Source organism: Lysinibacillus zambalensis (genome assembly GCF_040183165.1).
Classification (GTDB): domain Bacteria; phylum Bacillota; class Bacilli; order Bacillales_A; family Planococcaceae; genus Lysinibacillus; species Lysinibacillus zambalensis.
Map to the genome: position 1 here is coordinate 56,147 of NZ_JBEGDG010000011.1, position 21,177 is coordinate 77,323.

The 21,177-nt window shown below is 36.0% G+C and carries 19 protein-coding genes and 1 pseudogene; 8 read left to right on the forward strand and 12 right to left on the reverse strand.

Features of this window, described 5'->3' with window-relative positions; genetic code table 11:
• The first annotated feature begins 50 nt into the window (after positions 1 to 50).
• Together pxpB and ABNX05_RS15320 are read left to right on the forward strand one after the other, a co-directional pair.
• Entirely contained in the window at positions 51 to 791 is a 741-nt protein-coding gene (gene pxpB / locus ABNX05_RS15315; protein WP_349660515.1) for a 5-oxoprolinase subunit PxpB, read from the forward strand.
• Positions 782 to 1,771 (forward strand): 5-oxoprolinase subunit C family protein, encoded by a 990-nt coding sequence (locus tag ABNX05_RS15320; protein WP_349660516.1) that lies wholly within the window; start codon positions 782 to 784, stop codon positions 1,769 to 1,771. The genes pxpB and ABNX05_RS15320 overlap by 10 nt, the downstream gene beginning before the upstream one ends.
• An 87-nt stretch (positions 1,772 to 1,858) precedes the next feature.
• Here ABNX05_RS15320 and ABNX05_RS15325 read toward each other — a convergent pair whose 3' ends face one another.
• Positions 1,859 to 2,617 (reverse strand): IclR family transcriptional regulator, encoded by a 759-nt coding sequence (locus ABNX05_RS15325; RefSeq protein ID WP_349660517.1) that lies wholly within the window; start codon positions 2,615 to 2,617, stop codon positions 1,859 to 1,861.
• Positions 2,618 to 2,842: 225 nt separating this feature from the next.
• Complete coding sequence (locus ABNX05_RS15330) at positions 2,843 to 4,108, reverse strand: MFS transporter (RefSeq protein ID WP_349660518.1); 1,266 nt, start codon at positions 4,106 to 4,108, stop codon at positions 2,843 to 2,845.
• 317 nt (positions 4,109 to 4,425) lie between these two features.
• Here ABNX05_RS15330 and ABNX05_RS15335 point away from each other — a divergent pair, with 317 nt between their 5' ends.
• Both ABNX05_RS15335 and ABNX05_RS15340 read left to right on the forward strand, forming a co-directional pair.
• The gene (locus ABNX05_RS15335) at positions 4,426 to 4,698 is read left to right on the forward strand and encodes a VC0807 family protein (protein WP_349660603.1); all 273 of its coding nucleotides are present in this window, start codon (positions 4,426 to 4,428) and stop codon (positions 4,696 to 4,698) included.
• Positions 4,698 to 5,072 (forward strand): hypothetical protein, encoded by a 375-nt coding sequence (locus tag ABNX05_RS15340; RefSeq protein WP_349660519.1) that lies wholly within the window; start codon positions 4,698 to 4,700, stop codon positions 5,070 to 5,072. The genes ABNX05_RS15335 and ABNX05_RS15340 overlap by 1 nt, the downstream gene beginning before the upstream one ends.
• Positions 5,073 to 5,219: 147 nt before the next feature.
• On the opposite strand, the gene ABNX05_RS15345 is transcribed toward ABNX05_RS15340, so the two are convergent.
• On the reverse strand, positions 5,220 to 5,870 hold the full coding sequence (locus ABNX05_RS15345) for a hypothetical protein (protein WP_349660520.1): 651 nt from the start codon (positions 5,868 to 5,870) through the stop codon (positions 5,220 to 5,222).
• Positions 5,871 to 6,013: 143 nt separating this feature from the next.
• On the opposite strand from ABNX05_RS15345, the gene ABNX05_RS15350 reads away from it, so the two are divergent.
• Positions 6,014 to 6,547: a DUF4365 domain-containing protein gene (locus ABNX05_RS15350; RefSeq protein ID WP_349660521.1), complete on the forward strand. Its 534-nt coding sequence runs from the start codon at positions 6,014 to 6,016 to the stop codon at positions 6,545 to 6,547.
• An 18-nt stretch (positions 6,548 to 6,565) separates the two neighbouring features.
• Here ABNX05_RS15350 and ABNX05_RS15355 read toward each other — a convergent pair whose 3' ends face one another.
• The 3 genes and pseudogenes from ABNX05_RS15355 to ABNX05_RS15365 form a co-directional block, all read right to left on the reverse strand.
• Positions 6,566 to 7,855: a DUF1963 domain-containing protein gene (locus tag ABNX05_RS15355; RefSeq protein WP_349660522.1), complete on the reverse strand. Its 1,290-nt coding sequence runs from the start codon at positions 7,853 to 7,855 to the stop codon at positions 6,566 to 6,568.
• A 111-nt stretch (positions 7,856 to 7,966) separates the two neighbouring features.
• Positions 7,967 to 9,022 carry an ankyrin repeat domain-containing protein gene (locus tag ABNX05_RS15360; protein WP_349660523.1) on the reverse strand — a complete coding sequence of 352 codons (1,056 nt, stop codon included), beginning with the start codon at positions 9,020 to 9,022 and terminating at the stop codon, positions 7,967 to 7,969.
• Positions 9,023 to 9,380: 358 nt separating this feature from the next.
• Positions 9,381 to 10,147 (reverse strand): annotated as a pseudogene (locus ABNX05_RS15365) (alpha/beta fold hydrolase).
• A gap of 435 nt (positions 10,148 to 10,582) precedes the next feature.
• On the opposite strand from ABNX05_RS15365, the gene ABNX05_RS15370 reads away from it, so the two are divergent.
• Complete coding sequence (locus ABNX05_RS15370; protein WP_349660524.1) at positions 10,583 to 12,682, forward strand: hypothetical protein; 2,100 nt, start codon at positions 10,583 to 10,585, stop codon at positions 12,680 to 12,682.
• 117 nt (positions 12,683 to 12,799) lie between these two features.
• On the opposite strand, the gene ABNX05_RS15375 is transcribed toward ABNX05_RS15370, so the two are convergent.
• Together ABNX05_RS15375 and ABNX05_RS15380 are read right to left on the reverse strand one after the other, a co-directional pair.
• Positions 12,800 to 14,035, reverse strand: a complete 1,236-nt coding sequence (locus tag ABNX05_RS15375; RefSeq protein ID WP_349660525.1) for a DNA polymerase IV — start codon at positions 14,033 to 14,035, stop codon at positions 12,800 to 12,802.
• Between the two features lie 90 nt (positions 14,036 to 14,125).
• Positions 14,126 to 15,523, reverse strand: coding sequence for an aminotransferase-like domain-containing protein (locus ABNX05_RS15380; protein ID WP_349660526.1), 1,398 nt, complete (start codon positions 15,521 to 15,523; stop codon positions 14,126 to 14,128).
• A gap of 133 nt (positions 15,524 to 15,656) precedes the next feature.
• Here ABNX05_RS15380 and ABNX05_RS15385 point away from each other — a divergent pair, with 133 nt between their 5' ends.
• Positions 15,657 to 16,820, forward strand: a complete 1,164-nt coding sequence (locus tag ABNX05_RS15385) for an aminotransferase-like domain-containing protein (RefSeq protein ID WP_349660527.1) — start codon at positions 15,657 to 15,659, stop codon at positions 16,818 to 16,820.
• A 407-nt stretch (positions 16,821 to 17,227) separates the two neighbouring features.
• Here the strand turns inward: ABNX05_RS15385 and ABNX05_RS15390 are convergent, their stop codons facing one another.
• From ABNX05_RS15390 to ABNX05_RS15400, 3 genes are all read right to left on the reverse strand, one after another.
• On the reverse strand, positions 17,228 to 18,097 hold the full coding sequence (locus ABNX05_RS15390) for an AraC family transcriptional regulator (RefSeq protein WP_349660528.1): 870 nt from the start codon (positions 18,095 to 18,097) through the stop codon (positions 17,228 to 17,230).
• A 259-nt stretch (positions 18,098 to 18,356) separates the two neighbouring features.
• Positions 18,357 to 18,611, reverse strand: coding sequence for a hypothetical protein (locus tag ABNX05_RS15395; RefSeq protein WP_349660529.1), 255 nt, complete (start codon positions 18,609 to 18,611; stop codon positions 18,357 to 18,359).
• A gap of 20 nt (positions 18,612 to 18,631) precedes the next feature.
• Positions 18,632 to 19,477, reverse strand: coding sequence for a peptide ABC transporter permease (locus tag ABNX05_RS15400; protein WP_349660530.1), 846 nt, complete (start codon positions 19,475 to 19,477; stop codon positions 18,632 to 18,634).
• A 634-nt stretch (positions 19,478 to 20,111) separates the two neighbouring features.
• Between ABNX05_RS15400 and ABNX05_RS15410 the strand changes: the two genes are divergently transcribed.
• A complete protein-coding gene (locus tag ABNX05_RS15410) occupies positions 20,112 to 20,735 on the forward strand; it encodes a YitT family protein (RefSeq protein ID WP_349660531.1) in 624 nt (207 codons plus the stop codon).
• A gap of 244 nt (positions 20,736 to 20,979) precedes the next feature.
• Here the strand turns inward: ABNX05_RS15410 and ABNX05_RS15415 are convergent, their stop codons facing one another.
• Positions 20,980 to 21,105, reverse strand: a complete 126-nt coding sequence (locus ABNX05_RS15415) for a hypothetical protein (protein ID WP_349660606.1) — start codon at positions 21,103 to 21,105, stop codon at positions 20,980 to 20,982.
• Between the last annotated feature and the right edge of the window lie 72 nt (positions 21,106 to 21,177).

Below are 21,177 nucleotides of genomic sequence, written 5' to 3' on the forward strand. Positions count from 1 at the left end.
GTTATTTAAAACTTACATACCGAATTACGAAACTTCAGGAGATGGTTTTTATGATGAATTTAAAAGAGAATGTACAGATAAGACCTTTGAGTGATTCTGCACTAGTCATTCATGTAGGTGAAGGAATCAGTGAGGCAAATCACAACAAAGTTAAAAATATATTGAACTTATTAGAAAGAAATCCATTTGAAGGATTCATCGAGGTTGTGCCTGCCTATAATAATGTGACGGTTTATTACAATCCGATTGAAGTATACTTTTCAAATATAGGAAAAGAAGGAGAAATGCCTTACGAAAAGGTGAAAGCAACAATTCTTTCTTTAATGAATCAATCTCACATAGTTGAAACAAGCAAGGAACGTGTCGTAAAAATCCCGGTAGTATATGGTGGTGAAATGGGACCAGATTTAGAATTTGTAGCTTCTTATCATGGTTTAACACCTAATGAAGTTATTAACATTCACTCTTCTGTAGAATATCTTGTTTACATGATAGGCTTTGCTCCAGGTTTTCCGTTTATGGGAGGAATGGACAAACAAATAGCAACACCTCGTAAAGAAACTCCACGGTTATCGATTTCTCCGGGATCTGTTGGAATTGCGGGAAATCAAACAGGGATTTACCCATTAGAAACTCCAGGGGGATGGCAAATCATCGGGCGAACACCTTCTCGTTTGTTTCTACCTGAACAATCTCCTCCAACCTTATTACAACCGGGTGATCGAATTCAGTTTGTACCAATTTCGTTGGAAGAATATAAGAGCGAATGGGAGATGAAAACATGGGCATAAAAGTATTACAGCCAGGAATGCTGGCAACCATTCAAGACCTAGGAAGATATGGGCTACAAAAGTTTGGTGTTATTGTCGGAGGAGCAATGGATTCAAATTCCTTACGAATTGCGAATTTACTTGTTGGAAATTCGGAAGGAGAAGGCGCTCTTGAAGTGACACTTTATGGAACATCCCTTTTATTTGAAACGGATGAACTGATCGCAATTACAGGTGGTAATTTGCAACCTACAATAGACGGCAAAGAAGCGCCCATGTGGCGACCACTTTTAATTCAAAAAGGCTCTGTTTTAAAATTTAATAATGCGATTAGTGGTTGCAGAGCCTACGTATCGTTTAGTGGCGGAATTCAAGTGCCCGAAGTGATGAACAGTAAAAGTACCTACATACGTGCTGAAATTGGAGGATTTCAAGGAAGAAAATTGCTGAAGAATGATGTCTTTGAATTAGATAGACGATCAGAGTTAGGAGAGGATCTTTTTGAACAATTAAAAAAAGAACCAACGTACCTTCCTTGGTCAGCTGATTACACATCCTTTGTTACATTTAAAAAAACGCAAACAATCCGCTTTATAAGAGGCTCTGAATATGAGCATTTCGATAAGGAGAGTTTAAAAAAATTCCTTTCAACACCTTACACCATCACAACGCACGCAGATCGAATGGGCTATCGATTAGAAGGAGAAGCTATTCAATTAAAAGAGCCATTTGAATTATTATCCGAAGGAGTTACATTTGGAACGATTCAAGTGCCCTCCAATGGGCAACCTATTATTTTAATGGCAGATCGTCAAACAACTGGTGGATATCCTAAAATAGCACAAGTGATTGCTGCCGATTTGCCATCACTAGCCCAAATGCAAGCAAATGGTAGAGTCTATTTTAAAGAGGTCACTCTGGAAGAAGCTCAATTGGCATTAATTCATCAAGAAAAAAAACGAAATGAATTAGCATTTGGGCTCCGTTTAAAAAGGTTATAGCATATTTAGAAAATATTATTTTCTTAAAAATCAGCAACTCCAACACAAAATGGGTAATCTCAAATAACTTTTGAGACTACCCATTTTTTAAAGCTGTTCATACCCCAATTGTTTAGAAATTTGTGCGGTAGCCTTCTTAAGTTTATCGACGAAGATTTCAACGTTGTCCCCTTGATAATTGGTTTCTAGTCCCGCAATACTCATTGCCGCAACGACTTCTCCTTTATGATCGTAAATCGGTGCTGCAACAGCAGATGTATAATTTTCTAATTCTGAATGGCTGATTGTATAACCAAGTTCTCTAGCCTGCACAATCGTTTCAAAAAGCCTTTCTTTTTCAGTAATCGTCCCCATTGCAAATGATTTAAGTTCTACCGATTCAAGATATTCCTTTATATCTGCATCCGGTAAAAAGGATAATACAGCACGAGGGCATGCTCCTGCGTAAAGAGGACTTTTTCTACCAATTGCTGTGTAGAGTCGAACTTTTTGCTTCGTATCTATTTTCTCGATATAAACAGCATCGTCACCATCACGAACGATTAAATTAATCGCTTCTTTTACATCATTATGTAACTCATTCATAATTGGTTCTGCAATTTTTCGCACATCTAGGCGCATTGATACTAGATGTCCAAATTTAAGGAAGAGAATACCTAACCTATATTTTGCATCATTTCCCTTTTCTAAAAATTCCATTTCCTCAAAAGATTTCAACATGCGAAAGGCTGAGGTTTTAGGGATTCCCGATAATTCAATTACTTCTTGAAATGTCAGTTCAGTATGATCGATAAATAAATTTAATATATCCATAGAACGGATAACCGTTTTATTATTATTTGTCAATTTAAGTTTTCTCCCCCTTCTTTACTAGATTTAATCTAATCATAATTTTTCTTTTCTTAATTAATCATTATACCTAACATCTTACTATTTTTATATACCTTGTAAATCAGGTTGACAAAGGATAAAAAACAGGAGCAGAGAATGGTTGCTTTGCTTCCATGCCATTTACCCCTGTTTGCTTTCTTATTTTGATTTCCTCAATTACTATACTAGTTAAAAATGCGGTTATTCATTTATTTGTCCTACACTCTGATGTTTTTCCTTAAATAAAGTCACTCCAATCAAACCAACGATGGAGAAAATAACTGGCGTGATAAAACCATAGTAATAGCCATCAAATAGATTTCCTGAAGTTGATTGAAAATGATCCAATATATATCCAAAAATGATGGGTAGCAAAACAGCACTTAGAAAGCCGCCCGTATTCGCAATCCCTGAAACAATTCCTGATTCCTCCAGTTTAAAAGATTGACGTACAGCTGCAAAGGTTAATGCACTTGCCCCATATCCAAAGCCAATGATAAAGAAAATAATGATTAGAAAGAAAAAGGAAGGATGCCCATTGCATAAAAGGAAAGAAAACCAACCTAAAAAAACAATGATATGAACGACAATATACGGTTTTTTTATTGTTTCTAACCGACTTGAAATCCAACTAGCTAGAGGTGCTCCAATAAGTGCCCCGATAAGACCGATCATAATCAATTGGCTGGCATCTGAACGAGTCATATCATACATATTCATCCCATATGGTACTGCCCACGAACTGATAAACCCTACATAACCGCCGACTACCCCAAAATGGCAACAGAATAGAGCCCATGCTTGCGGATTAGTAAATATTCTTCGTAGTAAAACGGATGTTTTTTCACGTTGCACTTCTGCTGTATCTACTTCTCGCTCATACCCATAAATTTGTTTTGTTTTTTTCACAAGTACAAAATAAAGGAGAAGGCCACACAAACATAATAGTAGTCCTACTGAGAAAAATGTTACCCTCCAACCAAATAAAAGTATCCACGTGGAGTAAGGTACTGTCGCCAATAAGAAACCAAGACTTCCTGTCATGCCCGCCAGGCCAATTAATCGAACAAATTCCTTTGGTTGAAACCATTGGGCCAAAATTAGTACCATGTTAACCCATATGGTCGCATCCCCTAACCCAGTTAGTATTCTGGCAAAAAACAGGACGAATTCATGTGTACCCATACTGTAAATAATTGTCCCTAAACCTGTAAGAGTAGCACCAATAATTAGAAAAAAATTCGGCCCAAATCGATCAGCTAAAATCCCCATCGGAATTTGCAAACTCGTGTAGACAAAAAATTGTATACTCGTCAATAACCCAATCGTTGATGCTGTTACATTAAAATCATTCATCAATTGGTCTGTAATCAGTCCTGGGGCGGTTCGTTGACTAGCCATTAACAAATAAGTAAACAATACAGAAACAAATACAACCCATCTATATCTGCTATTTTGTTTGTCCAATGATTTCTACCCCTATTAGCTTTTACTATATATATATGAATTATAGGTAACGTTAAAAACCTGTTTTCTAAAGTAGTTTTATGATTCGAATTAAGTTGAAAATACCATTTGTAAATGTAGTATACTAGAATAAAACGTCTGATTATTCAGTTATTAAAACAACATAGCAATTTAGTTTACGAAAAATGATTTAGCTTGTTTAACTATTGGGCAAAATTATGTAGTTTAAACCTCTAAAGGTGCACGCTGAATAGAGCTGGAGGAGAATATGGTGAAAAGACAACGTTCAAACAAAAAAATTAATTTTATTCGAGTTGATGTTTTATGCAGGATTACCTTATGTTATATGGAATTTTGGTAGAGAGCCTTTAGGTGATTATACAGCAATGCTGATTTCAACTATTCCTGGAATTGTTTATACCATTTACCGCTTTATTTTAGATAAGCAATTTAACATTACGGGCTTATTAATTTTATGCTCACTAGCACTAGGTACGACGGTTGATTTGCTATCAGGTTCAGCAGAGCAAATGATTTGGAATGGTGTATATCAAGTCTTTTTTATACATTTCTTTATATTGTTACGCTAATGATTAAGCATCCTCTTTCTTTATATTTTGCTGTTGATTTTGTATATTTGCAAGGTTATGCAAGAATGGACAGCAAAGCATTATTTTTTCAAAAAGGTATCTTTAAATGGTTTCAATTTATTCAGGTTATTTTTATCATTAGAGGACTTTTTATGGCAGGATTAACAGTATACCTACTCCAAAAATACGGAATTGATGGTTATGGTGACATGTTGATATATAAGCAACTCGCAGGGTGGGCTTTCTCGATTTTCGTTATAGGCATGTTCTTTTACATAAATGTCCCAGTACGAAACTTTTTTGCTAAGCAACAAAATCAATTACAAGACAACAATAATCTAGCTCTCCAACAATCAAACGCAACTGTTGAATAAGCTTCATTTTCTTCTCCTAACAAGGATAGTTTAATAAGAATAGGACTTGTGCTTATAAAAAAATCTCTTACACAAGTCCTAAACATAAATTTTCCGATGCTCGCAAAGGGGCAGTTGCTCCATCCTATCTAAACTTCCATTAAGTTTTTAAAGCTTAATTGAATTAGTGATTCTTTTATTGTTTTGTAACGGTACATAGTCTTCATCAAAACAAATATACCAGTAGCCAGAGTCATCCTGATTACATATAGCATTTCTCACTTTATTCAATCCTTGTGGAGTAAAGCTATACGCACAAACTCGTTCTAAATCCAAATCACTATCATAATAGCGATAGACCATTAGACAATTAGACTGTTGAATCATATTTTTTTGAAGAATTAAGTCGTTTAAATAATCAATTCTGTCTGCTGATTCTATGTACTGTATCCCAATGACATTATGGGGAATATAGCCTTCTTCTGTATTAGAAAAGAGTTTTTCAATCGTCTCTACATCTTTATTACAAATAAATTCTCTTTCTAAATGTAATGCAAGGTATAAAAAGTTTTCATCATCAATTCTGGCATCCCACTTCCACCATGATAAGTCCATCGGTCGGGAACGTCCCTTTGATTTATCAAACTTTGAATCCTCTATAAATGCATCAAAACCCAACATTTCTCCCAAATTAGCAAAATAATCAATTTCACGTTTTGTAAACATAGAACGATTATGTAATTTAGATAAATTCAATTTCCTGTAATTCCGAACATAGCCTTCAAACAATTGCATAAGGTTAAAGTAATACTTTTCCATAGCTGTCTCCTTCTCTGTAAAAAGCTCTTAGTAACGTAATTTCCAAATTAGTCTACTACTAATTTATCACCGCATGTTATTATTTGGTATAGATACCAACAAATAAGAACACTTGCAAATCAGAATAACTCGGAGGAATAATTATGCCAAATACTAATTGGACACAACTCAAACCCCAACAATTAGGGAGATATGCAGAATATTACATTAAAATGGAGTTTGCCTCACATGGATGCGATGTCTATACCTCGGAAGTGGATGACCATGGAATAGATTTTGTAGTGAAAGATAAGAATAACCGTTTCTGTGAGATACAAGTGAAATCTCTAAGAGGTACAGGCTACGTATTTATGCAAAAAAGCAAGTTTGATATAACAAATAAAAATCTTTATCTTGCTTTGCTGATATTTGAAGCTGGAAAACTACCAGATATTTTTCTTATTCCATCTCAAGCATGGGAAGTACCGAATGAAATATTTGTTGACAGAAACTATGACAAACCTGGACAAAAAAGCATTCCAGAGTACGGAGTAAACATATCTAAAAGAAACTACTCTATACTCGAAATTTTTAAATTTGAAGATTCAATTCAAGATTTTTTACAAAAAAGTACATATGAATTTAAACTTTTTACTTCCTTCCAATTCAAGAGTACTCCCCCTTTGACACGGTGCTAACCTCAACATGAACGTTATTCAGCTTTGCTGATATACTGTTGCCGTAATCCTATCCTTTGAACATATAAACATATAAAAGATGCCTTCACTATATTCATCAAAATCAGCATAATCGATTTGCCCTATATACCGCATTCTTCGTTCACAACAAGGACAAAGCGGATACTCTGGATCCTGGACCCAGCTTGGATGGCCGCCAATCTGCGAATCTAATTGTGACATGGTCCAATCTGCAGCATAATACGGTGATTGCGGCTCATGTGAAAGGACTAAACTAGGTGGGATTTCAGTACTGCTGTTTACGTCATCAATATCCGGAAGATAAGCAGGTTCCTGATTATGGCGGCTCCAGACAGGCACGCCATGATTGTCCAGCTCCATGTATATCGTGCTAAATCCCCCACATAAATCACAGGTTATCACCTGCAGATTCTCCATCTGCAAGTCGAGATATTGCATGGAAGGATGAGAGGTAGCTACGTCCATCAACTTTGTTAACTTCCTATTGCACCATGGGCATGTTGAATGGCTTATCTCAAGAAAACGTGCATGGTGTACTTCAGTTAAATCGTCATTCTGTTGTTCTGCTTGCCTGATTGCATAACATAAATGGTTAATTAGATCACGCTTCTCTCCGTCTGGGGTAAGCTCCCATCCTCCATCAAGAGCGTATGTTTCAGGAGATACATACAACTGCTCCGCCCATTTTGGCGGCTGCAATTGCCATTCCCGAAACTGCTCTGTGACCATGGCATTACCAATCCAGCCGAGCACAAGAAGGAGTTGATTTCGGTTGTCCTCATCCCATATTACCCGCTCCAAAAGCTGATTTTGAATATCTTGTGGTGCATCTTTAAAAACAATCGGATTATGAAACAAGCCGCGCTCTATAAGCTTAGGCAAAGCATTCGAGATATTATCATTCCGATAGCATACTAGAGATAATAAAATGTCTTCTGCTTCACTTTCATTGTTAATAGCGAGTAATTCCATCGCATATTCTAGTATACCGCTCGCTTCATAATCTGATATCGATATGTACATCTGCTCCATGCTTAAAGGATATGGAGTGTATTGGATAAGCGGACCTTGCCTTCTTGGTGCATGCATCACCTTGAGAATGTCTAAATGATCTGTTAGTCCTTCATAGAGATTCACCGTTTTGCGGTGCTGCTCAATATAAGCTTGTTGCTTTTTTCGTTCTTGCTCCTGATGGCAAGGCATGCAGATGCCGCCTGTTTTGGCTGCTGTACTCGGCAGAATTGTTGCGCTGCAGTATTCCGTCTTGCATGGTACGCGTTCCGTCATGTTTGATTACCCCCTTTATTTCATCCCTCTTCTTACTGGTGTACGCTTAAAAAAAAGAATGTATAGTACATAAAAAAACTTATTGTATACGCTGATTAAGTCGTATATAAGTTATCGCTTATAGTTGGGCTGTTCCAAAGTAATAGGATTAGGATTGCTGAGTACCCAATGCACCGCCAGTTCGCATAGTCTCGTAGGCTCATTACTACCATTGCCGTTGTGAAGTTCTTTCACTAATCTTTCAGCCTCCAGAAGTGCATCTGGATGTAAGGGCGTACCCAAGCTAAAGTAATGGTCTAAACTGTTAATCATTTTACGATATTGATTATCCCAGTTGATACTGCCGTTATCTAAAATTTCGTATGATACTTTACCAGTAATACGGATAACCTCACCCTGTACGGTTTTCGCATGTCCTTGTGAAGGAATTAATAAATTCCAGAGTTCATTGTGTTGCGCCTGCCATCCCTTTGTTGATACCGCTATCGGAGAGGTGCCATCGTGAGTCTTTCGTTTCCCTACTGGAGGAACATCAAATAGCTCATATAGACGTAAAAGTGCCTCATCTGTTTGATTCAAATATTCTTTATTAAAGCCTTCTCTGTGAAACTCAAAGTCATTTCCAATTCGCTTAATAGAGTCTTTCATTTTCTGCGTTTCAGTTGCTCCAGCGTTAAGCAAAATATCGGCAACTTTCGCCATGTTGACGATATCTATGTTCCTACACATTGCCAAAGCTTTTTCTAAGGGTGTCTGTTTCATCTTATTTTCTGCGCTGATATTTGCTCCTTTGGCAATCAACGTGTTTACCGCATTTGGCTTGAATGAAGCTGCAGCGGCAAATAAAGGTGTCTCATTTTGATAATCAATGGCTTCTATATCTGCACCCAACTCAAGTAGCAATTCAGTATTACCGCACCAACTTATTGAATGTTTATGTAGAGCCGTTCTTCCGTAACTGTCACTAGCATTTATATCAGCACCCTGTTCCACGAGCCAGCGGACCAAATCATTCGGTATATTGAAAAAGCTCAAAGCTGTTGATTTACTGTAACCGCCACGGGCATCTAATTCGCATTGCATAAATACTTCTTTTAATGCTGGTATATCGCCTGCTTCTATTAGTTCATCGAAATTTTTCGGTAAGGTTTTTTTCTTCTTCCCCATTTGTACTTCTCTCCTTAGGTCAAATTTTTAAAATTACTCCATTACTATATTTTACCACTCATCCGTTTGTGGTAGTATTCCATTCCCCATTAATATGGTGCTATACGAAGGAATGGCTTCTAAGCTATACTATCAAGCCTTTGATAAAATTATGGTTAGATGAGTTTTTACTGAACAGGACTATTCGATGCTATCCGTTTGGCTAAAACCTCTTATCACTCCCATTGCTTCAATCTTTTCTTTCTCATATTTTTCTTTAGTAAATAACTCCAATCAACTTATAAATATAGCATATATTTTTAAAATATCCCCCCTATCTCTTCAGGAAACAGGGAATAAATCCCTTTTTTACGATGCACTAATTAATAACCTCCCCATCTGGTAACTTGCCATCCTTCATCCACTCTTCTACAAAACGGTTAAAGAACTCAGGGTTCGCTAATGAAACACCGTGACCGATATTAGATAGCACAATACCCTGGCAATTAGGATTGCTATTCACAAGATGGATCGCAGATTTTTTCATGTTATCTTTCTCTTTTTCACCGACAGTTACCAAAATGTTACATTGAGCTTTCGGAAAATTACGGGGGATGGCAAACGACATATTTTCTTTCAATATTTTAATAAGGGTATCTACTTTCATCTTTGAAGTATCTTCATAATATTGCTCAAAATATTCTTGATCTACATATAATGTTTTAGCTTGAAGCTTGGCGAATGATTTATTTTTTATTAAGGGAAAAGTTAATTTTATCAATGGTCTAAGCCATTTTTCTGCAGTTGGGGAAGGTGTCACTAAAGCACTGTTGATGATGGCAAAATTTATTAATTGCGGCTTTAAGCTAACCATTTGAATAGCAATTTGAGCTCCTAGTGAAAATCCGACTACTATGACATGCTTATTTTTTGCTTTTTCTTCTATTAAACTTAGAAGCTTTTTTGCACTATCTTCGATTGTAAAATCAGAGGTATTACTAGCCTCGTTATCTATTAATTCTGGTACAACGCAATGATAATGGGAAAAGTATTGGACTTGTTTATCCCACATCCACCCTCCAACACCACCCCATGAATAAACAATATGAGTGGTTTCTGTAGATCACCGTACTCCTTATATTGCATTACCACACCTTCTTTCTTTGTTCTTGTATTACCTGGGAAATAAACAGATTATTATTACATATTTTGAATCAGTACCTAAAGCAATGGATAATTTTATTAAATTACATGCCATAATTATAAGTTGATTGGAGTGGAGACAGGGCGACTCCTTGGGGATTAGCGTCACAGATGAGACCCTGCAGCGAAGCGAAGCGGCTCATCGGACGCCCCCAGGAAAGCGCCCAGTCGGAACGGAAATCAACCACACACTATGGTTACGGGCTATATTTTTATATATTATATTTATTTTACCAATTTATAGTGTTTTTAGTGTCATATTTATAGTTTCTGTTGCATATATAATACTTGAAACACATTTAGCATTTTTGTTGAAACATTGTAGCTCTTGGGATTGAGGAAGAAAGAAAAAAAATAATAAACATGGAGGTAATAAAGATGGATCAAAACAAGACGAACGAAACAAAAGAATTAGTAAAAGCCATTACCCCTTCCAGTTTAGGAGAATTTCCCCTCGCACCAATTAGTGGCTTATATGCATGGAGTGAACAGCAAATCAGTGAGGAACTTCGCATCGATGTAGATGGATACTACCCACAAATGGTAGCAAGCGGGACTATTATTTCAGACATGTCTTCTACTATTCATTGGATTGCCAAGTTAACAGCTAATGGACCAAATAATTGGACAGGCAATATTCGAAATAAATACTTAGACGACATACAATCATTTCCTTATACAAATGTAAAAATACAAGTAACACGCGGTTCAATCCCTGAACAGCATACTGCAGAAGTCGCATTTCTGATTGGAGGGGAGACAGACAGAACTAGCACGTTCAAGTTTCAATCTCCTCACTTCCACACTGTGGAATTTGAATTTGATGCTGAAGAAGGTACAACGCCATTCATAACATATCAAACACACGCGCATCCAGACAAGCCAGCATCTTTGCCGGATGAAACTTTGTCAATTTCTGAAGTTTTCAAACGCACTGGGTTTGATGTGAAAATATCAGACGGTAATAATATCGTTTCCAAAGATTATACAAGAAAAGATAAAAAGTGGAACACTCAAGAGATGCATGATGCCATGCAAGTATATTGGTCACACTTTGAAAATAAGCCCCAATGGTCCATGTGGACATTCTTTGCCAATTCGGAAGCTGAAGAAGGCCATGGTCTGGGCGGCATTATGTTTGATAGTATAGGTCCGAATCATCGTCAGGGGACAGCCATTTTTAATAATTCATTTATTTCAGATCCACCAAAAGGTGACCCCTCTCCTGAAGCTTATGTACAGCGCAATCGTTTTTGGTGTGCTTGCCATGAGATGGGACATGCTTTTAATCTTCTGCACTCTTGGCAAAAACATCTCGGTCATCCTTGGGAACCTTTAGAGCGCCCTCTTATCCCTGAACCAAAGGCTCTAAGCTTTATGAATTATCCTTACAATTTTGATAGTAAAACTAATGGTAAGGAGTTCTTTAAAAACTTTGAGTATCGTTTTAGTGATCAAGAGCTTTTGTTTTTGCGTCACGCTCCTGAGCGCTTCGTACAAATGGGTAATGCTGATTGGGCTGTAGATCATGGTTTTGAACAACCGATCGATTCTATTCACCCTTCTTTTAATCTTGAATTGAGGGTTAACCGTAAAACGTCTATATTCCAATGGTTAGAACCTGCAGTTATTGAAATCAAATTAACAAATACTTCGAATCAACCTCAGTCAATCAATAAACATATATTGTCCGATTTATACGGAATGACTGTAATGGTTAAAAAAGATGGAAAACAAGGACGTCGATTACTACCTCATGTTCAATATTTATGGAACAAAGAGAATAAGGTAATAATGCCTGGTGAATCACTGTACGAAACTATTTTCGCGTCCGTAGGGAAAAATGGCTGGTTAATTGATGACCCAGGATTTTATAACATTCAAGTAGCTATGCAAATAAACGGCCATAACATCGTATCAAATAACTTAAAACTTCGGGTTTTACCACCTACAGGATACGATCAGGAATTCCTTGCTCAAGACTATTTCTCTGAAGAAGTCGGCCGAGTTCTTGCATTCGATGGCAGTCGTTATCTTGACAAAGGAAACGATATCCTTCGTGAGATAACTGAAAAACTTCCTGACCATGCTGTTGCTCTTCACGCTCATATCGCCCTTGCTAAACCATTGGCGTTCGATTATCAATTCCTTGACTTCACAGGAGACTCAAATACAAAAGGTAAAATCAAACTAATACCTGCCCAACCAGATGAGGCACGTAAACAGTTTACTTCTGCGTTAACAGAGCACAAACAGGTTGCTGCTAAGACACTTTCCAATATAGATTACCATGATTATATGGGAACATTCAGTGAATTTCTAAGTAATCAAGAAGAAAACAAGGAAGCCGCACAGGTACAAAATGTCCTATATCAAACGCTAGCTGAACGGAATGTGCTAGATAGTGTATTACAAAAAATCAAAGATCGCCGTGAAAACTATGAACAAAAGGAAAATGAAATTTCTACGAACATATAATATTTCCACTTAAATAAGCCACTTTCAATCTAAATACAAATAGAAAACCGTCATTTCGAAAAAAGGTTAATCGTAAATGACGGTTTTCTGTTTGATTTTAAAGTTTGATCATTTATTCTACTTATGTTCGTCCCAAAAGTCCTTACTAAAACTCGTATTTGCTTGATATTTCCCAGCTGGTTTGGCAATATCTGAACCTCGCAAAATCGTTCCTTTTCCGAACTTTTGCTCAATTTGATCAACCAGTTTAAGGATTGGTTCATCTTTTACATGCTCTTCAAAATTAAATAACGTTAGCTGTTGTGTCGTTTCTTTAATATCACTGACATTCGATACAGTAACACCCAGTAATCGTACAGGTTCTTCGTCCCAATGCTTATTAAATAAATACCAGGCATGCTCTACGATATCTTCTTTTGAATGAATTGCGTTATTGATAGACTTACTTCGTGTACATGTTTCCCAATCAGCTGAACGAATCATAATACTTACAGTAACTCCAGCAAGTTTCTTGGCCTTTAATCTTTCCGCTACCTTTTCAGAAAGTGTTGCGATTACTTTATATAGTTCATCTCTATCTGTCGTATCACGAGAAAGTGTTGTTGAATTCCCTACACTTTTCGTATCGTATATTGCTTCTGGATCAACTGGTCTATCATCTTCACCATTTGCCTTTTGCTTCATACGCAGACCATTAATGCCAAAGTTTTGCTTTAATATATATTCATCAGCTACAGCTAGTTCTCCAATTGTTTTGATACCTAATTTACCTAATTTCTCCGCTGTACTTTTACCTACTCCATGCATCTCAATGACATTCAACGGCCACAATACTGCGGGAACATCGCGCTTTCGGAGTACGGTTATACCCATTGGTTTTTTCATATCACTTGCCATTTTCGCTAAAAATTTATTCGGTGCAATGCCGATTGAACAAGGGAGTTGCAGTTCGTTCCAGATTCTATCTTGCATATGTTGTACATGTTGCAATACATGCTGGCCTTCAACTATAGGAAGTTGCAAATATCCTTCATCGATTGAAACTGGTTGGAGAATGTCGCTATACTCTTTTAACAAATTAAAAAATGACTTGGAGGCAGCTCTATATCGTTCAAAATTAGGTGGTAGTACAATTAGCTCTGGGCACTTTCGGCGCGCCTCTCCGACATTCATAGTTGTATAAACACCACTTGCTCTTGCTTCGTAGCTACAAGTAATAATAATACCTCTACGCTCTTTAGGATTACCTGCGATTGCTACAGGCTTCCCTTTTAATGAGGCATCGTAAATTTGTTCAACAGAGGCATAAAAGCAATTAAGATCAATATGTAAAATGATTCTTCCTTTATTCATACTCTATCTCCTCATTTACTTTGGCTTACCCTGTATGCGCTATCGAAGCGCCACTTTTCTTTACATAACTTTATTATAAACCTCCTTAGTTTAATCAACAAATGTATAATCACCATCACTTTCAAGTAAATCCTTCAAAATAATGAGTGCTTGTTCCAGCTGATTTTCAGGTGCAGTGATGGCCAAACGAACTGCATTTACTAGCTTCGCATTTCCTACGGCAAAACGTTCAGCTGCGTACACTTGCACACCCGCTTTTGCTGCTAGCAATTCAAACTGAACGCTAGTGAATTTTTCGGGAAGTATAAGCCATCTGAAAATACATTCTTCTTCTCCTAAAATGTTATATTCGCCTAAATATTGATCGACAAGGGCATTTTGTTGCTTGGCATACAAACGGTGCTTCTCTAAAATGGATTGCGCAACGCCATCATGAATCATCCTTGACGTAAGCTCCACCATCATTAAAGACACTGAAATATTTATGTTATACAATGTTTCCATTATTCTTTTACGTAGTGTTGGCGGTGTAACGATATAGGATAGTCGTAAGCCTGGTGAAATAGTTTTGGAAACACTGGCAATATAAATGACCTTCTCTGGTGCATAGGAGGCTATTGGGGCTAGTGGTTTCTCTTTAAGAAAACTATAAATCGCATCCTCAATAACGATTAAGTCTTTCTGCCTCGAAACTTCCGCTATCATTTTCCTTGTTTCCATCGACATTGTATGGGTAGTTGGATTATGAAAATCAGGAATAACATAAAGACCTTTTATATGCTCATTTTTACAAGCGTATAATAGCCCCTCCCTTGTCATTTCTCCGTTTCTTTGTTGGATTGCTACTAGTTGGATACCGAGCATATTTGCTGCAGTTTTTATACCTGCATAAGTAATGGGATCTGTACCAATTCGATCTCCTGGCTGAAACAATGCCGCTAACGTGCCAACAATGGCATTTTGTCCCCCTGCCCCAAGTAATACTGATTGATCCGTTTGAAAGTTGACCTTTTCCAAAAGCTTCATGGCTGCTTCCGTTTGCCAAGCATTTCCCTCTGGTCGTCCGTATTGAAATAATTTGCTAAAATTAGGGTCATTCATCATCTTTTTCATATAACGTGTAATATCCTCATTCGCATGATTTTCTGGCAGCACAGAGCCCATTTCGATCATCTGTGAAGAATTACTTGTCGGTAATAATATTTTATTTGTCGCTGCATCTGATGAAATGAATGTTCCACTTCCTATAGAAGCATAAAATAGCCCCTTCTGCCCACAAAGTTTAAAAGCTCTAGTTATCGTGCTTAAATTAACATCTAAAAAATCTGCTAGCTCACGCTGAGGAGGTAGCTTCGTGCCTGGCGATAATTTTCCATCTTTTATATCTTGCTCCAGCTGTTCAGCATTTGCTATATATAACGGAGCCGAGCTTTCGCTAATATTCGGCTTCCAACTCATTGGATATTCTTCAAACGAATTAACTGGCATATTCTAAGCTAAGCTCCTTCTCTCTCATTTTTTGCATACAATATTTAATTGTCTTGCATACAATGATAATATTGTATGCATATGATGACAATGATATAATTTTTAAAAAATCAGAAAAAAGGAACGATAAATTATGGAATTTTCAGAAAAGATACTAAATACGCCATCTTCATTCATCCGAAATATTTTGAAAGTAACAGAATCAGAGGATGTCATCTCTTTTGCAGGGGGGCTTCCAAATCCAATTTCTTTCCCAGTTGAAGCGTTGAAGGCATCTGCGAACAAAGCTATTTCGGAAAACGGTAGTCGTCTATTCCAATACTCAGGTACACAAGGTTATGCGCCTTTACGTGAGTACATTGCTGCAAAATACCGACGAGTACACGGACTAGATGTCCATGCTGACGATGTATTGATTACAACAGGATCACAGCAGGCTCTTGAACTAATTGGGAAAGTACTTATTAATAAAGGCGATGGTATCGTCATCGAGGAGCCTGGTTACTTAGGTGCTATTCAAGCCTTCACATTAAGTGAGCCAACCTTTTATGGTGTAACACTCGAAAATGATGGGTTAAACTTAGAAGAATTAGAGAATGCACTACAACAACCAAATGTAAAATTCGTGTATACAGTTCCAAATTTCCAAAACCCAACAGGTCTTACGTATTCTAAAGAAAAACGTCAGCAAATTTTCGAAATCCTATCAAAATATGATGTAGCGTTAATTGAGGATGATCCGTATGGAGAGTTACGCTTCCAAGGCGAGCCACTACCATACATTGGCGCTGGTAAATTAGAAAATAGTATTTTGCTAGGTTCTTTCTCTAAAACAGTCACACCAGGAATGCGACTTGGCTTTATCATTACAAAAAATAAAGAATTAATGCAGCATATCGAAACTGCGAAGCAAGCAACTGACTTACACACAAATATTTTCTCTCAATATGTCATTTATGATTATTTAGCAAACAATGACTATACGGAGCACGTTCAGAAAATTATAGCGTTATATAAAAATCAAGCCGATGCTATGCTAAATGCAATGGAGGAGTTTTTCCCAGCACATGTGGACTACACACGACCAGATGGAGGAATGTTCATTTGGGCTACAATGAATAATGGAACTTCATCATTAGACGTCTTCCATAAAGCGATGGAGCAAAAAGTTGCCTTCGTACCAGGCGATCCATTCTACACATCTAAAACGGGTGTGAATACAATGCGCCTAAATTATACAAATGCAACACCAGAAGTCATCCGCGAAGGCATTAAACGCTTAGGTAGTATTTTATAAAAATCGTTTAAAAATAAACAAAGTTATTAATAAGAGATGGTGTGAAAATTTCACACCATTTTTTCTTATTTAAAAGATGCTACTCTATTCAAAGATAAATTAGCTGCTTTTTTATCCTCAAAAAAGCTTAGGAACAACTCCTAAGCCTTTCTATTATTGAGTAATACTTGATTTGAAATCAGATTTATTTAACTAGCTAATTTATACAAACTCCATTCTGAAAAATATTAAAATGGAATGTCCTTTTTTATTTAATATTAGATAATTTTTGTACTCCTTTTTTCACTAAGGCACCCTTTAAGGTTCACCGTGACCTTTTTAAATGAGGTTTTATACATATGACCCTTTATTCTTCTGAACACCAGTTCATCTACTCGAAAACAACTCTTATACCCTCATTGTTATAACTAACGCTTACTTTTTTCCTTTATTGGCATCCAAACTTCGCTATATACATTTTCATAAGTCCCATCATGCTTTGTAAAAGAAATTCCAGGTAGGTCGGCTATTTCATAACCTGAAGATGGCAACCACTCCGAATAAATTTTCGCGGTCGTTTCTTGAAGGGTAACAGGGAATGGGCCTTGATTAGGGAAAATCGCCCATAAACTTTCTTCAATAGAAAGTTGTTCTAAATCAGCTAATTGATTTTCTTTTGTTGTTGCAAAACCAATCATATGAGTTAAGTAACCTTTTTCTTCTAAGTAACCATCATCAAAATCATAAGATACATTCAAAACTTGATGAGGATATAAATCAGCTAATTTATGCATCTCATTTCTTTGTTGTTCAGTAATGGACTGAGCTAGTTCTAAAATCGCATTATTGACACCTTCAAACTGTATTGGTACCCTTTTCAATACTCCAACTATATTAAATTTCTCTTTCTTTTCTATTTTGAATTCCATTGAAATTCCTCCCCTAATATCTATAAAGAATGAAAATTTGGGAAATGATTTTTGAATTTTATTTTTCGTTACTTCCGAAGGTAAAAAGCCACACCATTCACGAAAGGCTCTTGAAAATCCCTCGATTGATTGATAGCCATATTTGTAGGCAACATCTGTAACCTTCGCACCGTTTATTAATTCAACATTCGCTACCGATAATCTCCTGTTTTTGATATACTCATTCAATGACATTCCTGCCATATAAGAAAACATCCTTTTAAAATGATAATCAGATAGACCAACTATTTCTGATATTTCTTTTCCAGATATTTCTTCCGTTAAATTTTTTTCGATGTAATCCATTAATTGATTGAACTCTTGTAACATTTCATTTCCCTCCTTAACAATTACATCATATTGTATCCATTGATTTTTTACTCGATATTTTTTATACGGATTATATCGGATAAAGATCAAAAACAGCCTAGAAATATTCTAAGCTGCTTTCGTGTTCATTTAACATATTTTATCCGTTAAATAAATCCTTCTCTTCACCTTTAAATAAGACTGTTTCCTCAAAGATTGTTACTTCTGGTTTTGTATCTTCTTCAACTAAAGCACTCCGTTCGTTGTAGAAGAAATGGTCCTAATTCACATATAAATGTAAAACATTTTCCTGTTTCTCATACCTTCCCTTTATTACTCCGATTCCATCAATCTTAAGTGAATCAACATTTTCAATGGGATTATTCTTTAATATCAGGTGTAATTTAATTATATGTTGAAGTCCATCCTTACAATATGCGATAACAGGTTGTTGTACAAGATAGTCTTCATTGTTAATTCTTACTTTTAAAAAGTTCTTATGTAAAAATCTATTTTCTAATGAGACGATATTCATCGGGTCAAAAGATTTAGCAGTTATTTCACCTTCAACAAATAGATGAATTCCTTTTTGTTGTTCAAAGTTTTCAAATGTATTTTTTCTATTTCAGAGCTTATTCCTACATTACTTATTTTTATAAAATCATCCGAAAGCTGTTTAAATATATCGTATAATATTTCCTCTTTACCCCAAAAACTTTCCTTCCAACCCGGTGAAAACTCATCTAGTAACAAACACATAAACAAACCTGAACTATAACAACTCCTGCGTATATCAGAAGTAGTTCCATATTTGTCCTTCAGGTCTTGTCCATATTTTTTTAAAACTGATTTGTAATCTATTGGGGTTTTTTCTGAGTAAGCCTTTAGTTCAACATACCAAGCAGGTCCTTCTATTGTCTCAATTAAGTTTTCGTATAATAGATTATTTTTAAACATAACAGCTCTTTTTTCTCTTAGGGCAATGAAAGTATTAAGATATAGTTTCTTTTTAATAATATTATTTTCTAACACCGCACTAAAAAGATTGGCTCTTTCCTGATTTCGTAATTCCACATTTTCTTTTGTTAACGGATATGTGATCCCCAAAATTTCATTCGCAAACCGCGTTTCGCCTTTAACATATTGAAAACCGTGGAATAATTCGTGTACGAGAATAGAATATAAACTTTCATAATTCTCGAACAATTCAATATTTACAATTGCTGTTGGATAATCATTATAAAGAATAAGTGTACACCCAATAAATTGTTCATCCCAATTTAAAATTTGATAATTATTTTGTTGATTTTTTTTCATTCTAGGATGATTGAAAAGATAAACATAACTCTTATCATATAGTGCGTAAGCAACCGAATCAAAACCTGACCAATAATTATCCAAATTTGCATTTACCAAGTCTTAGGAAATTCTATTAAGATATATATTCATTCTTTCTATCCTCCATATAAAAATTCATTCTATCTAAATTCTCTTTGGGATGATAAATATCCTTTTTCAAAAGAAGGCTTATGCAACTAATGATTTTCAGGTAAAGCCCCTTTAGCTGAATAACATGACTGGCTTTTTTTAAACGACTTTATCATAAATAAAACGACTATATTATATATGTTCAGAAGCTGTGGATTGACCGTTTTAAAGGAGTGGCTAAAAATGTCTCGACATCTATCTTAAGTGATTCTTGGTTGTATACAGTCGAAGTAATGAAAGCACGAAACACAATATTAGAGAATTCTTACTTACATCAAAACAGTTTAATCAAAATAATTAATATTACTTTATCTTTGCAGCAGAATCACTTAATACCCTCCTAGCAATTCAACCCTATTAAAATCATTCTGAATGTTTTTTTCTTGTTTAAAGGCTGCTTTAGCATCTTGATCTGTATTGACCATTTTCTAATCATAAATATTTCTAATTATAACTATCACTAATCTATATTTCACTTAATAATTGAACTAATATAATGTAAAACAAAAGAGAAATACTGTGATACACACAAGGAGATGTAGTAGTTATGTCGCAACATTTATTTAAAGCAATCATTCTTGCATTGGCCTCTGCCATTCAAGGAGCAGCTATGTCTATTTTCTTATTTCCTCACTACATTCCATCCGGTGGTGCTGCCGGAATAGGTGTGTTATTAAATTACATATGGGATGTGCCATTTGCAACGAGCATTTGGTTATTAAATGCGGTGATGGTAATTGCAGCCTTCAAGTGGCTTGGAACAAGCAACGCGGTGTGGACGATGTTTTGTGTCGGTGCAGCTGCCTTCACTATCCATTCAATTTCTCCACACATTCATCATCCAATTGGAAATGTATGGGTCGATTTAGTAATTGGAGCCTTTTTATTCGGTTTTAGTGTGGGAATTTTATTTAAAATGGGGGCTTCTTCAGGAGGAATGGATATTTTAGCACTTATTATATCATCTTTTATAAAGCGACCTCCCGGAAGCATATTATTTTGGATTAATAGTTTGATATTACTTGTTGCTGGTGTCGTGATCGATTGGAAAGTGATCATGTATGCCCTGATTTGCCAATGGTTTGGAACAAAGCTTATTGATTTCATCGGAAAGGGAAGCGTTTCTATATCTGTACTAAAGAAATATTCTGGTGCAAAAACTTTAAGATAATTGCAAGTAATTTCTAAATCTTTGACAACCTTATACGATTATCAAATTGGAAACCTTGTAGGATCAGTTGGTCCCAATTTGGTTCAGCTTTTCAAAAAATTTTACTACAGTATCGTCAAATATTTAATATCATGATGGCTCTTTTATTAGTATACAGCTTTCAATCTCGTTCATTAACAGAATAAAAAGCAACCCTCTTCGTGCGCTATAGCGTCGAAAAGGGTTGCTTCGTTCAGTTCTGCAATTATTTTGTATACGTTAAAACGGCATGTTTCTTAAATTTCTCTAAAGCCTGTGTTGCCTCATCTTTATTTGCATATTCAAAAATTCGAACATCCTTTTTATCAAATACTGTAATAACCCACATCATAAAAGCTCCCTTCCAATTTGTTTTTGTAATATAACAACCACCGAAAACCGTGATACTTTATCCAACTGTTTT